The 15118-nt window shown below is 66.0% G+C and carries 9 protein-coding genes and 2 tRNA genes; 8 read left to right on the forward strand and 3 right to left on the reverse strand.

What is annotated here, in order from left to right; genetic code table 11:
* Positions 1 to 115 precede the first annotated feature (115 nt).
* The 8 genes from gyrB to ODE13_RS07445 all read left to right on the forward strand — a co-directional run bounded on the left by gyrB (position 116) and on the right by ODE13_RS07445 (position 12567).
* A complete protein-coding gene (gene gyrB, locus ODE13_RS07415) occupies positions 116 to 2266 on the forward strand; it encodes a DNA topoisomerase (ATP-hydrolyzing) subunit B (RefSeq protein WP_416210594.1) in 2151 nt (716 codons plus the stop codon).
* A 38-nt stretch (positions 2267 to 2304) separates the two neighbouring features.
* Entirely contained in the window at positions 2305 to 4932 is a 2628-nt protein-coding gene (gene gyrA, locus ODE13_RS07420) for a DNA gyrase subunit A (RefSeq protein ID WP_322478688.1), read from the forward strand.
* Between the two features lie 263 nt (positions 4933 to 5195).
* Positions 5196 to 5582 carry a DUF3566 domain-containing protein gene (locus ODE13_RS07425; protein ID WP_378937982.1) on the forward strand — a complete coding sequence of 129 codons (387 nt, stop codon included), beginning with the start codon at positions 5196 to 5198 and terminating at the stop codon, positions 5580 to 5582.
* A gap of 101 nt (positions 5583 to 5683) precedes the next feature.
* Positions 5684 to 5757, forward strand: a tRNA-Ile gene (locus tag ODE13_RS07430).
* 60 nt (positions 5758 to 5817) lie between these two features.
* Positions 5818 to 5931, forward strand: coding sequence for a DLW-39 family protein (locus ODE13_RS16925; protein ID WP_218881899.1), 114 nt, complete (start codon positions 5818 to 5820; stop codon positions 5929 to 5931).
* Between the two features lie 45 nt (positions 5932 to 5976).
* A tRNA-Ala gene (locus ODE13_RS07435) sits at positions 5977 to 6049 on the forward strand.
* 613 nt (positions 6050 to 6662) lie between these two features.
* Positions 6663 to 11024: a hypothetical protein gene (locus tag ODE13_RS07440; RefSeq protein ID WP_322478689.1), complete on the forward strand. Its 4362-nt coding sequence runs from the start codon at positions 6663 to 6665 to the stop codon at positions 11022 to 11024.
* Positions 11025 to 11154: 130 nt separating this feature from the next.
* The gene (locus ODE13_RS07445; protein ID WP_322478690.1) at positions 11155 to 12567 is read left to right on the forward strand and encodes a copper amine oxidase; all 1413 of its coding nucleotides are present in this window, start codon (positions 11155 to 11157) and stop codon (positions 12565 to 12567) included.
* Between the two features lie 6 nt (positions 12568 to 12573).
* On the opposite strand, the gene ODE13_RS07450 is transcribed toward ODE13_RS07445, so the two are convergent.
* The 3 genes from ODE13_RS07450 to ODE13_RS07460 all read right to left on the reverse strand — a co-directional run bounded on the left by ODE13_RS07450 (position 12574) and on the right by ODE13_RS07460 (position 15070).
* Positions 12574 to 13416 carry a PhzF family phenazine biosynthesis protein gene (locus ODE13_RS07450; protein ID WP_322478691.1) on the reverse strand — a complete coding sequence of 281 codons (843 nt, stop codon included), beginning with the start codon at positions 13414 to 13416 and terminating at the stop codon, positions 12574 to 12576.
* 244 nt (positions 13417 to 13660) lie between these two features.
* A complete protein-coding gene (locus tag ODE13_RS07455) occupies positions 13661 to 14368 on the reverse strand; it encodes a rhomboid family intramembrane serine protease (protein WP_322478692.1) in 708 nt (235 codons plus the stop codon).
* Positions 14369 to 14536: 168 nt separating this feature from the next.
* Complete coding sequence (locus ODE13_RS07460; protein ID WP_179541430.1) at positions 14537 to 15070, reverse strand: peptidylprolyl isomerase; 534 nt, start codon at positions 15068 to 15070, stop codon at positions 14537 to 14539.
* Positions 15071 to 15118: the final 48 nt, after the last annotated feature.

Raw genomic sequence — 15118 nt, forward strand, 5'->3', positions numbered from 1 at the left:
TGAAGCGGTAGAATGAAGCCTTGACCCGAGCGCACGTGGTTCTCGGGTCAGTTCGTGTCATGACCCGGCCGCACACGCGGCCGCACCCCTGGTGATAAAGGAGACGGCAGAGCCCGTGACCTCGGAAGACAACACCCTCCCGTCCGCCGCTGAGAAGCCTGAACAGCCGGCCCCCGCGCAGTCGGGATCACCAGCCATCCCGGCGCAGTCCGGAGGATACGGCGCCTCGGACATCACCGTCCTGGAAGGCCTCGAGGCTGTCCGCAAACGGCCGGGGATGTACATCGGCTCCACCGGCGAGCGGGGGCTGCACCACCTGGTCTACGAGGTCGTGGACAACTCGGTGGATGAAGCCCTGGCCGGCCACTGCTCCCACATCGAGATCACCCTGCAGGATGACGGCGGCGTGCGCGTCGCCGATGACGGCCGCGGCATCCCGGTGGACATGCACCCCTCCGAAGGCAGGCCGACGGTGGAGGTCGTGATGACGATCCTCCACGCCGGCGGCAAGTTCGGCGGCGGAGGCTATGCGGTCTCCGGCGGTCTGCACGGGGTCGGCATCTCGGTGGTCAACGCGCTCTCGGCCCGGGTGGACACCACGGTGAGACGCCAGGGCCATGAGTGGTCGATCTCCTTCGCTGACGGCGGCAAGCCCATCACGGAGCTCACGCGCGGCGAGCCCACTGAGGAGACCGGGACCACGCAGGTCTTCTACCCGGACCCGACCATCTTCGAGAGCATCGAGTTCGACTTCGAGACTCTGCGGGCGCGCTTCCAGCAGATGGCCTTCCTGAACAAGGGGCTGCGCATCACGTTGGCCGATGAGCGCAGCATCGAGCGGAACCAGGTCGTCTCGGACGAGATCGTCGAGGGCGATGACGCCGAGGCGGAGCTCGCCGACGGCGAGGCCGTCCCCGCGGAGCCGGGCGAGGGCGCCGAAGCGGTGGCTGAGACCCACACGGGCCGGGTCGTCGTCTATCAGTACGACCACGGACTGCTGGACTACGTGAATCATCTGAACTCGGCGAAGAAGGCCGAGAACGTCCACGAGGACGTGATCGCGTTCGAGTCGGACGATGACGAGCGGGGCATCACCGCCGAGCTGGCCATGCAGTGGACCACGACGTACTCGGAGTCGGTGCACACCTATGCGAACACGATCAACACGCATGAGGGCGGCACCCACGAGGAGGGCTTCCGTGCGGCGATGACCGGTCTGATCAACCGTTATGCGCGGGAGAAGCAGATCCTGCGTGAAAAGGACGACAACCTCACCGGTGAGGACATCCGGGAGGGACTCACCGCGGTGATCTCGGTGAAGCTCTCGGAGCCGCAGTTCGAGGGACAGACCAAGACCAAGCTGGGCAACACGGAGGCTCGGGCCTTCGTGCACAAGGTCGTCAACGAGCATCTCGGCGACTGGCTGGAGCGCAACCCCAGCTCGGCCCGGGACATCGTGCGCAAGGCCCAGTCGGCGGCGCAGGCTCGCATGGCGGCCCGGAAGGCTCGGGAGAACGCCCGGCGCAAGTCGCCTCTGGAGACGCTGGGCATGCCCGGCAAGCTGGCCGACTGCTCCTCGAAGGACCCTTCGCGCTGCGAGGTCTACCTGGTCGAGGGTGACTCCGCCGGCGGTTCGGCCAAGCGCGGCCGGGACCCGGAGACGCAGGCGATCCTGCCGCTGCGCGGCAAGATCCTCAACGTGGAGCGTGCCCGCCTGGACAAGGCGTTGGGCAATCAGGAGATCCAGTCGATGATCACCGCCTTCGGCACGGGCATCGGCGAGGACTTCGACATCGCGAAGCTCCGGTACCACAAGATCGTGCTGATGGCCGATGCCGACGTCGACGGTCAGCACATCTCCACACTGATGCTGACCCTCCTGTTCCGCTACATGCGGCCTCTCATCGAGCACGGCTACGTCTACCTGGCGCAGCCTCCGCTGTACCGGCTGAAGTGGTCCAACGCTCCGCATGACTATGTCTTCACCGACGCTGAGCGGGACCAGGCGCTGAAGGACGGCCTCTCAGCCGGCCGGAGGCTGCCCAAGGACCTGGGCATCCAGCGGTACAAGGGTCTGGGCGAGATGGACTACGGGGAGCTCTGGGACACCACCATGGACCCGCAGCACCGCACCTTGCTGCAGGTGTCCATGGACGACGCCGCCGCCGCCGACGAGATCTTCTCCATCCTGATGGGAGAGGACGTCGAGTCCCGGCGCGGATTCATCCAGCAGAACGCCAAGGACGTCCGCTTCCTCGACATCTGATCGTCTGATCGTCACCTTCCCAAGGGAGAGCACCACACGTGAGCGACAACACCGAGAACCCCGAGCAGCCGCAGCCTGAGGAGGGCGTCGAAGGAGCCGTGCTGACCGACCGGATCCGGCCCGTGGACCTGCAGACGGAGATGAAGCGGTCCTACCTGGACTATGCGATGGCCGTGATCGTGGGCCGCGCGCTGCCGGACGTCCGAGACGGTCTGAAGCCGGTCCACCGCCGTGTCCTCTATGCGATGTACGACGGCGGTTACCGCCCGGAGCGCTCCTTCAACAAGTGCGCCCGTGTGGTCGGCGATGTGATGGGCAACTATCACCCGCACGGCGACTCGGCGATCTACGACGCCCTGGCGCGCCTGATCCAGGACTGGGTGATGCGCTACCCGCTGGCCACCGGCCAGGGGAACTTCGGCAACCCTGGCAACGACGGCCCGGCGGCTCCCCGATACACCGAGACCAAGATGGCCCAGCTGGCCATGGAGATGGTCCGGGACATCAATGAGAACACGGTCGACTTCCAGGACAACTACGACGGCAAGCAGCAGGAGCCGGTCGTCCTGCCGTCCCGGTTCCCGAATCTGCTGGTCAACGGCTCCTCCGGCATCGCCGTCGGCATGGCCACCAATATTCCGCCGCACAACCTCCGCGAGGTCGCGGACGGGGTCAAGTGGTACCTGCAGCATCCGGAGGCCTCCCGGGAGCAGCTGCTGGAGGCGCTGCTGGAGCGGATCAAGGGCCCTGACTTCCCCACCGGGGCGCAGATCCTGGGCACCCGGGGCATCGAGGACGCCTATCGCACGGGCCGTGGCTCGATCACCATGCGCGCGGTGGTCAGCGTCGAGGAGCTGCAGGGCCGCACCTGCCTGGTGGTCACCGAGCTGCCGTACCACGCCAATCCGGACAATCTGGCGATCAAGATCGCCCAGCTGGTCAAGGACGGCAAGGTCGGCGGCATCGCGGACCTGCGGGATGAGTCTTCGGGTCGCACCGGTCAGCGTCTGGTGGTGGTGCTGAAGCGAGATGCCGTGGCGAAGGTCGTGCTCAACAACCTGTACAAGCACACCCAGCTGCAGGAGAACTTCTCGGCGAACATGCTGGCGCTGGTCGACGGCGTCCCGCGCACGCTGAGCCTGGACGCCTTCGTCCATCACTGGGTGACACATCAGATCGACGTCATCGTCCGGCGGACCCAGTTCCGGCTGGCGAAGGCCGAGGCCGAGGCGCACATCAAGGTGGGTCTGCTGAAGGCTCTCGATGATCTGGATCGGGTGATCTCGACGATCCGCGAGTCCTCCACGGTGGAGGCTGCGCGCCAGAACCTGAAGGCGCTGCTGGACATCGATGACGATCAGGCACAGGCGATCCTGGACATGCAGCTGCGCAAGCTCGCTGCGCTGGAGCGCCAGCGTCTCCAGCAGGAGTACGACGAACTGATGCTGCGGATCGCCGAGTTCAAGGAGATCCTCGGTGATGAGGTGCGGCAGCGCCAGATCATCTCCGACGAGCTCGACGGGATCGTGGACAAGCACGGTGATGATCGACGCACCCACATCGTGCGCGGCTATGACGGGGACATGTCGATGGAGGACCTCATCCCCGAGGAGGACGTGGTCGTCTCCATCACCCGCGACGGCTACGTCAAGCGGACCCGGATCGACAACTACCGGGCGCAGAACCGCGGGGGCAAGGGCGTGCGGGGGGCGCAGCTGCGCGCGGACGACATCGTCGAGCACTTCTTCGTGACCACCACGCATCATTGGATCCTGTTCTTCACCAATCTTGGGCGGGTGTATCGCACCAAGTGCTATGACCTGATGGAGTCGGGCCGCGACTCCAAGGGCCAGCATGTGGCGAACATCGTGGCTTTCCAGCCGGATGAGACCATCGCCGGGGTGCTGCCGCTGCGCAGCTACGAGGACGCTCCCCACCTCGTGCTGGCCACCCGCAATGGTCTGGTCAAGAAGACGCCGCTGACGGACTATGACTCTCCCCGGCAGGCCGGCGTGATCGCGATCAATCTGCGCGACGATGATGAGCTCGTGTCGGCGAAGCTGGTCTCCTCCGAGGACGACCTGATGCTCGTGTCCCGTCGGGGGCAGTCTCTGCGTTTCACCGCCACTGATGAGGCGCTGCGGCCGATGGGCCGAGCGACCTCGGGGGTGACCGGCATGAAGTTCCGCGGGGATGACGAGCTGCTCACCGCCGACGTGGTCACCGAGGACTCCTATGTCTTCGTCGTCACTGAGGCCGGCTACGCGAAGCGCTCACATGTGGACGAGTACCGTGTGCAGGGCCGCGGCGGGCTGGGCATCAAGGTCGGCAAGCTTGTCGAGGACCGCGGGGATCTGGTCGGTGCGATGGTCGTGGAGGACGACGATGAGGTCCTGGTGGTCATGCAGTCCGGCAACGTCGTCCGTTCCGCAGTGGAGGGCGTGCCCTCGAAGGGCAGGGACACCATGGGTGTGATCTTCGCCAAGCCGCGTGGCAAGGACAGGATCATCAAGGTGGCCCGCAGCTCTGGGGAGGCCCTGGCCGCCACCGGGGAGGACCAGGCCTCCGAGGACGCGACACCAGCGGCCGATGTCGAGTCGGTGGAGGGCTCTGCCCCGATCGATGCAGTAGCGTTGGACTCTGACAGCGATGGAGGTCATCAGTGAGCGCGAACACCCCTGAGAGCCAGTCGGGCTCCTCCTCGGCACGTCAGACGAATCGCTTCCCTGCGCCGCGTCCCCGTGCCCAGAGCTCCGCGTCGGCGGAGGACAGCGGCACCATCACCGCGACTCGGTCGACCTCGGGGTCCGGCAGTGCGCCGGCGCGCCCGAAATCTGGGCCCGCGCGCCCGCAGTCCGCTCCGCGGCCTGCTTCTGGCGGTGCGGCCCGTCCACAGGCTCCTCGGGGAGGCGCCAGGCAGGCCGGGCTGGTGCGGCCGACGCCGAAGGCCAAGGTGCGCAAGGCTCGGCTCCTGATCTCGAAGGTCGATCCATGGTCGGTGCTGAAGATGAGCTTCCTGCTCTCTGTGGCGCTTGGCATCATGACGGTGGTCTGCGCGGTGATGCTGTGGTCGGTGATGGACCTGACAGGCATCTTCGATCGGGTGAACGATCTGCTGGCCCAGGTGCTGGGCACAGAGGGTGAGGGCTTCGCGGTCGAGCAGATGGTGACTCTGGGCCAGGTGGCGTCCTTCGCGACCATCATCGCGGTGATCAACGTGGTGCTGCTGACCGTGCTGGCCATGCTCGGTGCGATCCTGTACAACCTCTCAGCATCGCTGGTCGGCGGCATCGGCGTGACTCTGACTGATGACTGACGCCTCGATTTGTAGGCAGTTCTGAAGCTGGTGTAATGTGGAATGGTCGTCCTGAGGAGGACAGGTCCGCAAGGGCTGAATCCCTCGGTGACGGCGTTCCAGGGCGTATAGCTCAGGCGGTTAGAGCGCATCGCTGATAACGATGAGGTCCGAGGTTCAAGTCCTCGTACGCCCACTCCTGATCCTGGATCACCGATCGAATCCACGACTGCTGGTCAGTCGGGAGGAGCAGCCCATGCGACGTCTCGCAGTGACGGCTCTGCTCGTCGCCGGTATCCTGGGGTACCGGCGCTGGAGACAGGCTGAGGACGGTCGGCGCGTATGGCGCGGTGCCACTGACTCGGTCTGAGGTGTCCGGCAGGACGAAGCAACATCCAAAACTTCACACTCCCGCGGGGGCATGGCGCAATTGGTAGCGCATCTGCTTTGCAAGCAGAGGGTTAGGGGTTCGAGTCCCCTTGCCTCCACGTTCAGGGAAGCCCCTGGGTCGGATCTCCGGCCCAGGGGCTTTCTGCATCTTCCGGAGCGGGACGCGTGGGGTTTCGGCACCTCTCCGGCCTGACTCCTGCAGGCGCTTCACATGGCCGATCACAGAAGATTCACAGACTGGTCACAGAATCTGTGAAGGTCTCAGAATGATGTCGGCGAATTGTCATGAAAGAGATCGTTCAGATTGTGGCCGGGCATTCCGGGCTTCTTTCGTCGCTGCTCGGGGATGTGCATGGACGGCGTCATCACGGGTGACTGGCCTTCATTGAGGCGTTCGACGGCCCTCGAGGCTGCCTCGGCAGGCACACACGCACACAACTATAGGCGCCGGTCGTTCAGGTCTGCAACCACCTTGGCCGAATCACATTCTGGGGATTCATCCCTGGAGGAAAAACGCCTTTTTGGCGCTCTTAAGAGCCTGGAGAACAGCTTGACATGACCCTGACAGTTGGCTTGGCTGATACGGGGACCTGGCCGGACTGTGCTCCGGCCTGCGGGTCTCACGCCAACCACCTGAACGGAGAGGACGGCATGCAAGGGGAATCCATGCATCATGCAAGTGGGGGGAAGCCGCGTTCCCCCTGGAAAGGGGTGCTGAAACGCACCCTCGCGGTAGGCGCGGCTTCGACGATCTCTGTCGGCGCGTATGCGCTTCCGGCGGCTGCGGCTGTCGACAACTATCCTGAGGCCCCGGCGGAGTCGGAGGCGAGCCTCGTCGACTCGACGCTCCTCGGGGAGGGCCTTGCCGGTGGCGGTCGCACGACCGCCGCCTGGGACGAGGACCCGGGCCCCAACAATGAGGCGCTGAACGTCGATCTGCTGGGCAACGAACTCATCGGGATCGGCAACATCGAAGTGCCGCTGGACGAGATTCTCGACTTCGGCCAGGCCGGCGCGCTGCTCTCGGAATCGGAGGCGACCAGCCCGCTGGATGCCCGGGCGATCTCCGGGATCGCCGCCGGTGACGGATCGGTCACCCTGGACGGTGACGATGCCGGCTTCGGTGCCGCGGAGATCGATCTGCTCTCGCTGTTCAGCGCTGCAGGCGTGGACGACATCACTGAGGACATCGTCTCCGAGGCGACCCTGCTGTTCGGTGCCGGTGGCGCCGAGGTCATCGCCGAAGACGGCGAGTTCCTCGACCAGGATGGCGTCGGTGGTCTGGGTCAGTACCGTGTGGGCGAGGCGAGCGTGCTGTTCGCCTCCCCGGCCATCGAAGAGGCCGCGGGGATGATCTACGACACCATCGGCGAGATGGATGACCTCGCGGAAGAGACGGTCAACGATGTCCTGGACCTGGCGGACATCATCGACGCGTTGCCGGGAGACACCTCCCTGGACGTGACGGTGACGTCGGAGATGCAGGAAGAGATCTTCGCCGCCATCTTGGCTGAGCCGATCACCACGAACAACGAGGTGCTCACGGTGGACTTCTCCACCGGGACTGCCGAACTGCACCTGGACCAGCTGCTCTCTGGCGAGATGCGTCCGGATCAGCCCACTGGGATGAACAACCAGAACCCGAACACCGAGCTGATCGATGATGAGATCTACCCGATGATCGCGGAGACCGTCCACGATCTGATGGAGGAGGTCACCAACATCACCCTGGGCGCCGTCGAAGGTGCGCTGGGCAGCATCACGCTGGACTTCGAGATCACCCTCGATGGTGGGCCTGCCGGCACTGCGACCGGCAGCTGGAGCGTCAACCTGATGGGTGACGAGCTGGAGCCGTTCACGTGCGAGTCCACCGGTGTGGGTGGTGCCGCTCTGTGCACCACGCTGACCACCACGTTCAACACGGTGGTGGAGCCGCTTGTCGAGACCGCGCTGATCCCCGTGCGGGACTTCCTGGTCGGGGATGCGGGCCAGGAGCTCTTCGATCTGCTCGTCCGAGACATCAAGACCGGCGCCATCACGGTGCCGATCCGTGAGGCGCTCGAGCCCTTCATCGAGACGCTGGCCACTGTGGTGTCCGTGCAGCTCAACCACCAGGTCGAAGAGGTCTGCGAGGCTCCGGACGGCTCCACGCTGACGGAGTCCCTGGAGGTCTCGGCGCTGAGCATCGGGCTCTTCGAGGGTGACGGTGCCCGTCTGAACTTCGGCAACGCCGGTGCCCGCATCGACGCATGTGGAGCCTCCGACGAGCTGGAGCTGGGTCTGATCGTCGACCCGTCTGAAGTTCCTGCTGGTGACTCCACCACGGTGACCGGTGACGGGTTCACTCCCGACTCCACGGCGACCGTGCAGCTCACCGACGATGAGGGCAACCCGGTGGGTGACCCGATCGAGGTGCCGACAGATGAGAACGGTGAGTTCGTCACTGAGCTGCCGACTCCTGCGGATGCTGAGCCGGGCGACTACACCGTGGTCGCTACTGACGACACCACGGGAGAGGAGATCTCCGAGTCGCTGGTGATCACTGAGCCCGACGACGGTGTGGAGATCGACCCGTCGGTGGCAGTGGACCCCTCGGAGGTCCCTGCTGGTGAGCCCACCACTGTGACTGGTGAGGGCTACACCCCGGACTCCACGGCGACGGTGCAGCTCACCGACGATGAGGGCAACCCGGTGGGTGACCCGATCGAGGTGCCGACAGATGAGAACGGTGAGTTCGTCACTGAGCTGCCGACTCCTGCGGATGCTGAGCCGGGCGACTACACCGTGGTCGGGACTGATGACACCACTGGTGAGGATGCTTCGGCCCCGCTGGTGATCACTGAGCCCGACGACGGCACCGAGGACGGTGTCGAGGACGGCGTTGAGGACGGTGTCGAGGACGGCGTTGAGGACGGTGTCGAGGACGGTGTCGAGGACGGCGTTGAGGACGGCGTTGAGGACGGCGTTGAGGACGGTGTCGAGGACGGTGTCGAGGACGGCGTTGAGGACGGCGTTGAGGACGGCGTTGAGGACGGCGTTGAGGACGGCGTTGAGGACGGTGTCGAGGACGGCGTTGAGGACGGTGTCGAGGACGGCGTTGAGGACGGTGTCGAGGACGGCGTTGAGGACGGTGTCGAGGACGGCGTTGAGGACGGCGTTGAGGACGGTGTCGAGGACGGCGTTGAGGACGGTGTCGAGGACGGTGTCGAGGACGGCGTTGAGGACGGTGTCGAGGACGGCGTTGAGGACGGCGTTGAGGACGGCGTTGAGGACGGTGTCGAGGACGGCGTTGAGGACGGTGTCGAGGACGGCGTTGAGGACGGTGTCGAGGACGGCGTTGAGGACGGCGTTGAAGACGGTGTCGAAGACGGCACTGACGACGGCGTCGAGTTCGACCCGTCCATCGGCCTGGACCCCGACACTGTCGCCCCGGGTGAGACCACCACGGTCACTGGTGAGGGCTTCGTGCCTGGATCCACGGTCACCGTGGAGGTCACTGACCAGGACGGCAACCCTGTCGCCACGATCGAAGACGTGCCCACTGACGATGAAGGCAACTTCACCATCAACTGGACCGTCCCTGAGGACACCCAGCCGGGCATCCTGCCGATCACGGCCACCGATGACGAGGACCCCGAGGTCACGGCCACGGAGCACCTCACCGTCACGGATGAGGACGGCGTCGTTCAGCCGGGCCTGATCATCCACCCGGATGAAGTCGCCCCGGGCGAGGACGTCACGGTGGACGGACAGGGCTTCGTGCCTGACTCCACGGTCACCGTGGTCATCACCGATGCCGATGGCAACGAGATCGGAACCATCGAGGGTGTCGAGGTCGATGGTGAGGGCAACTTCACCGTGGACTGGACCGTGCCTGAGGGCACCGATCCTGGTGAGCTGACGATCACGGCCACGGATGACGAGGACCCCGAGGTCAACGCATCCGGCACCGTGACCGTCACTGACGAGGACGGCGTGATCGTCGACCCGACGATCACCGCTGAGCCCGCCGTGGTGAACATCGGCGAGGACCTCACCGTCACCGGTGAGGGCTACGTCCCCGGTTCCACCGTGGTCTTGGACTTCTCGGACGTGGACGGCAACGTCTACGACTCCGTGGAGGGCGTCTCCGTGGATCAGGACGGCACGTTCACCATCACCTGGACGGTGTCGCACAGCGTCGCCCCCGGTGCGCTGGTCATCACCGGCACTGACGAGTCCGACCCGACCATCTGGGACGTGACTGCCGTGGCCGTCACCGATGAGGCCGCCGATGTCGAGGACCCCTCGATCTCGATCGAGCCGCAGGCGGTGAACCCCGGTGAGGACGTGACCGTCAGCGGCGAGGGCTTCACCCCTGGCACCACTGTCACGATCGAGATCACGGACGCCGACGGCAATGTCATCGGCGTCATCGAGGGTGTCGAGGTCGGCGACGACGGAACGTTCACCGTGGACTGGACCGTCCCCGAGGACACCGTCCCCTGCATCAAGGTCGTCACCGCCACGGATGACAACGACCCGGATGTCAGCGCGTCGAGCGTCTTCAAGGTCAATGACGAGGCTGACCAGATCATGCTGAGCATCTCCGTCGAGCACCCTGTGCTCACCCACGGGGACACTCAGATCGGTTACGCCTCCGGCTACGAGCCCGGCACCGAGGTGGAAGGGTTCATGAACTCGAACCTGCACCTCGAGCTCGGGACCGAGGTCGCTGACGAGGACGGCAACGTCACCTTCACCTGGGAGATCCCGGAAGGGGCCGACGTGGGTGCTCACACCTTCTCGGTCACTGCTGAGGACTACCCGGACCAGGGAGTGGCCTTCCTGGTGATCGACGACGCCGCCGCAGGTGCCGATGAAGACGGCGCCGAGGATGGCTCGGGCACCGGCACTGCCGACCCGGCTGGTGACGACGGCAAGAAGACCGGCCCGGGCGCCAAGCCCGATTCGGACCTTGCCCGCACCGGTGTCGACGGGGGCCTCCTCGCGGCACTGGCTGCACTCGCGCTCCTGCTGGGCAGCGCAGCTGTGGTCTTCGCGAAGCGGAGTCACCGCTCCTCGGCTGAGTGATCAGCTGAGAACCTGATGCGGATGGCTGCATCGCCCCTCGCGGGGTGGTGCAGCCATCCGCTCATGTGTGCACCGAGAAAGTCGGTGCCGCCCAGAGACCGACCTGCACCTCCCCTCCGCTGAGAGAACCATGCCTCGCCTCAACCTTCCTCGTATCCCAGCCGCTCTGCTCTCCGCTGGAGCCGTCATCTCACTGCTGCTGGTCGGCTGCGCCGATGCTGAGACGGAGACCGCTGCGGAGACCGAGCCGGACGTCTCCCATCTGGACTGCGGACATGGTCTGCCGCTGGAGCAGACCATGGCTTCCGGCTCGAGCTGGTCGATGTGCTTCTCGGTGGACCCGAAACGCGGCATGGTGCTCTCCGACATCCACTTCGCCGCCGCCGACCGAGAACCCGTCCAGCTGATCCAGGAGCTCTCCCTGGCGCAGATGGAGGTCCCCTACGACGACGGCGAACGCCTGACCTCGGACATCACGGAGGCCGGCTTCGGGGGCACCCGCATGCACAGCCTGACCGAGACGGAGTGCCTCGGAGACCGCCTCGCCCTGGAGATCCCCAACATCGGAGACGGCACCCAGCACGGCGAATCCCCTGAACGCGAGGTCCTCTGCTCGGAGACGCAGGACTCTGGTCTGGCTTACCGCTCCCATGCAGACGGGATGCTGACCGTCGCGCGCGGGGACGAGTGGCGACTCTCCACGATCTCCAAGGTGGGCTGGTACGAATACATCAGCGAATACACCTTCGGCTCGGACGGCTCCATCCGCCCGGCGCTGGGTGCCACCGGCGACCTCTCCCCGGTGGACTACACGGACGAGGACCACGGATGGCCTGTCGGCGACGGCGACGCCGATTACGCCGCCAGCCACTCGCACAACGTGGTGTGGAAGGTCCACTGGGACCTCGGCGAGGATGAAGAGATGGCGGTCGAGCAGTACGACGCCGAGCCCACGGGCGACGCAGGATCGCAGTCACCGATCGTCGAAGGATCGCTGACACGGATCAGCGAGCCCTCCGCCCATCACGGTGACGACCGGCGATGGTGGCGGGTCATGGCTCCGGACCTCCTCAACGACAACGGGCACCCCATCTCCTACGAGATCAACCTCGGCGTCACCGACAGCTTCACCTTCGTGGAAGAGGGTCACCATCACGGCGAGGACGCCGGATACGACATCGCCTTCACCAACCACGACGAATGCCAGGTCTTCGCCACGCGGAACAGGGGAGGCTGCGGCCGCACCGTGCTGGACTACATCGACGAAGACGACACCGGCACACTGGAGGACATCGTCTCCTGGGTGGCGATCGGGTACCACCACGTGCCCCGGGACGAAGACCAGTCGCCCATGGAGATGCACTGGCAGAGCTTCACCATGGGGCCGAGGGACTTCACCTCCACCCGCGCCGACGTCCCCGAGGAGCGGGAAGGCATCGACGGCATGCCGGAGGACTCCGAGTTCACCCGGCACCTCGACGACGACGGCAGCGACATCGACCTCGACGAGCTGGACGACCTGGAAGAACCTCAGGACGACTGACCCCGCTCAGATCTCGAGGGACCCGCGCACCGCGACTCTCGCCTCTCCGCCGATCCACAGGGTGCCGTCCGAGTCGGGGTCCACATGGACCCGACCGCGCCGGCCCATTGCCGTGCCCTGGGCCGCCACATAAGGGGCGGTGAGCCGGCCCGTCTCGGTGAGCCACTGGGCGACCGAGGCGTTGAGACTGCCGGTCACGGGGTCCTCCGTCAAGGCCCGACCCGCGGAGAAGAAGGCCCGGACCTCGACATCGGCATCCCCGTCCGCGGCGGGGGCCACCACGCCGACCTTCAGGTCATCCAGCCCGCCTCGGGTCAATTCGGGGCGCAGACTGAGCACCGTCTCCGCGTTGTCCAGAAGCACAGCGATCCACCCTGGTCCGTTGTCGGCCCAGGAGGCGTCCACCAGCTGCTGCTCGGAGACGCCCAGCACCCTGCGGATCGCCTCACGCAGCTGTGGGTCCACCGGGCCGGTGCGCAGCCTCGGCGGGGCGGCGAAGGCGAGAGTGTCGCCGTCGCGCCGGACCCGGATCAGGCCAGCGGGGCACTCCTGGATCAGCAGGTCGTCCCGGGCCGGGCTTCCGCCCAGGTCCAGCCAGGCGCGGGCTGTGCCCAGAGTGGGATGCCCCGCGAAGGGGAGCTCCGTGTCCAGACTGAAAATCCGTACCCGGTAGTCAGCCTCCGGCACCGTGGGCGGCAGCAGGAAGGTGCACTCGGAGAGGTTCGTCCAGGCAGAGAACCGTCGCATGGTGTCTTCGTCGAGGCCCTCGGCGTCGGCGACCACAGCGAGCGGATTCCCGGTGAACGGGCCCGTGGTGAACACGTCGATCTGGCGGAACTCTCGACTCATGGTCTTACTGTAGCCGTCACTGCTCGAGAGGGTCTGACGCCCAGGCGCAGCGCGTCAGTGCACAGATCACTCCACAGAAGAGCACTTCGTCCACAGATGCCTGTGGAGAAAGCGCTGAACTGGGGAAATACAGAGATGTAACTTCTCCACACTGTGGATAACACCTGTGGATAAGTCCTGGCTTTGGAGAATCCGGAGCCATTGTGGAGAGGATTCTCCACAGGGGGTTGATCGGTAGGTCGGGTCAGAGCGGGCTGACCAGGGGGACTCCGATTCCCGTGAGCACCACCAGCGCCGCAGCGATGGCCGCCAGTCCGAGCCCCTGCCAGAGGCTGCGGTGAGGGCCTCGGGGCACTCTGGCGATCACCAGGGCGCACAGCAGACCGGTCAGGAGCCCGCCGAGATGCCCCTGCCAGGAGATGTTGGGGACCAGCAGGCTGACGGCGACGTTGATGGCGATCAGCACCAGCAGGCCGCCGGTCTGGGCGCCGGAGGACCGCAGCAGGATGAACATGGCGCCGAAGAGACCGAAGACGGCTCCGGAGGCGCCGACGGTGGGAGTGGTGGCCGGGGTCAGGAACAGCACGGCCACGGATCCGCCGAAGGCTGAGAGCAGCAGAAGCAGTCCGTAGCGCCAGGCGCCCACGGCCGGCTCGACGACCCTCCCGAACAACCACAGGGCCACCATGTTGAAGAAGATGTGCATCGCGCTGGAGGGCGAGTGCAGCAGGGCGGAGGTGAGCATCCGCCAGGGTTCGAAGGCCCAGCTGGATGTGTGCAGCGGGGCGTACCAGAGCCGCTCGGTGACCACGCCGCCGGTCAGCCACTGCAGCAGATACATCACCACGCAGATCCCGATCACCGAGTAGGTGACCATCGGGGCGCGGTCCGGGCGCGCGACGGCCCCGAAGCGGGTCCGCGGCACCGGCATGGCGGCGCGGGCGCGGGCCACGCAGTCCGCGCAGTGGAACCCGACCGGAGCCTGATGGAGGCACTGTGGGCAGGCAGGCCGTTCGCAGCGCTGGCAGCGCAGATGCGTCGATCGGTCAGGGTGGCGCGGGCACACCGGGGCGGGATGGCCCGCCCCGGTGTGGGGGTGCTCAGCGGTCACGAGATGTCGTCAGACCTTCTCGATCGCGATGGTCTCGACGACCACGTCCTCCTGAGGGCGGTCACGCATGTCGGTGGCGACCTTGTTCAGCGCGTCGACGACGTTCCTGGAGTCTTCGTCGGCAACCTCGCCGAAGATGGTGTGCTTGCCCTGCAGCCAGGTGGTGGGCACCGAGGTGATGAAGAACTGGGAGCCGTTGGTGCCCGGGCCGGCGTTGGCCATCGCCAGCTTGTAGGGGGCGCTGAAGTCCAGCTCAGGGTGGATCTCGTCCTCGAACTGGTAACCGGGGCCGCCGACGCCCATGCCGAGCGGATCCCCGCCCTGGATCATGAAGTCGGCGATGATGCGGTGGAAGACGGTGCCGTCGTACAGCGGGGCGCCGACCTTCTCCTCCCCGGTCTCGGGGTGCTTCCAGGTGATCTCCCCGGTGGCCAGGCCGACGAAGTTCTTCACGGTCTTCGGGGCGTGGTGGCCGTAGAGGTCCACGTGGATCTCGCCGGCTGTGGTCCGGATGGTTGCCTTGTGGGTTGCGATAGCGCTCATGGCCGATATTCTCTCACCAGATCCTGACAAGCCTGGTGACGACGTCCC

This window comes from Nesterenkonia sp. HG001 (genome assembly GCF_034438835.1).
Classification (GTDB): Bacteria; Actinomycetota; Actinomycetes; order Actinomycetales; family Micrococcaceae; genus Nesterenkonia; species Nesterenkonia xinjiangensis.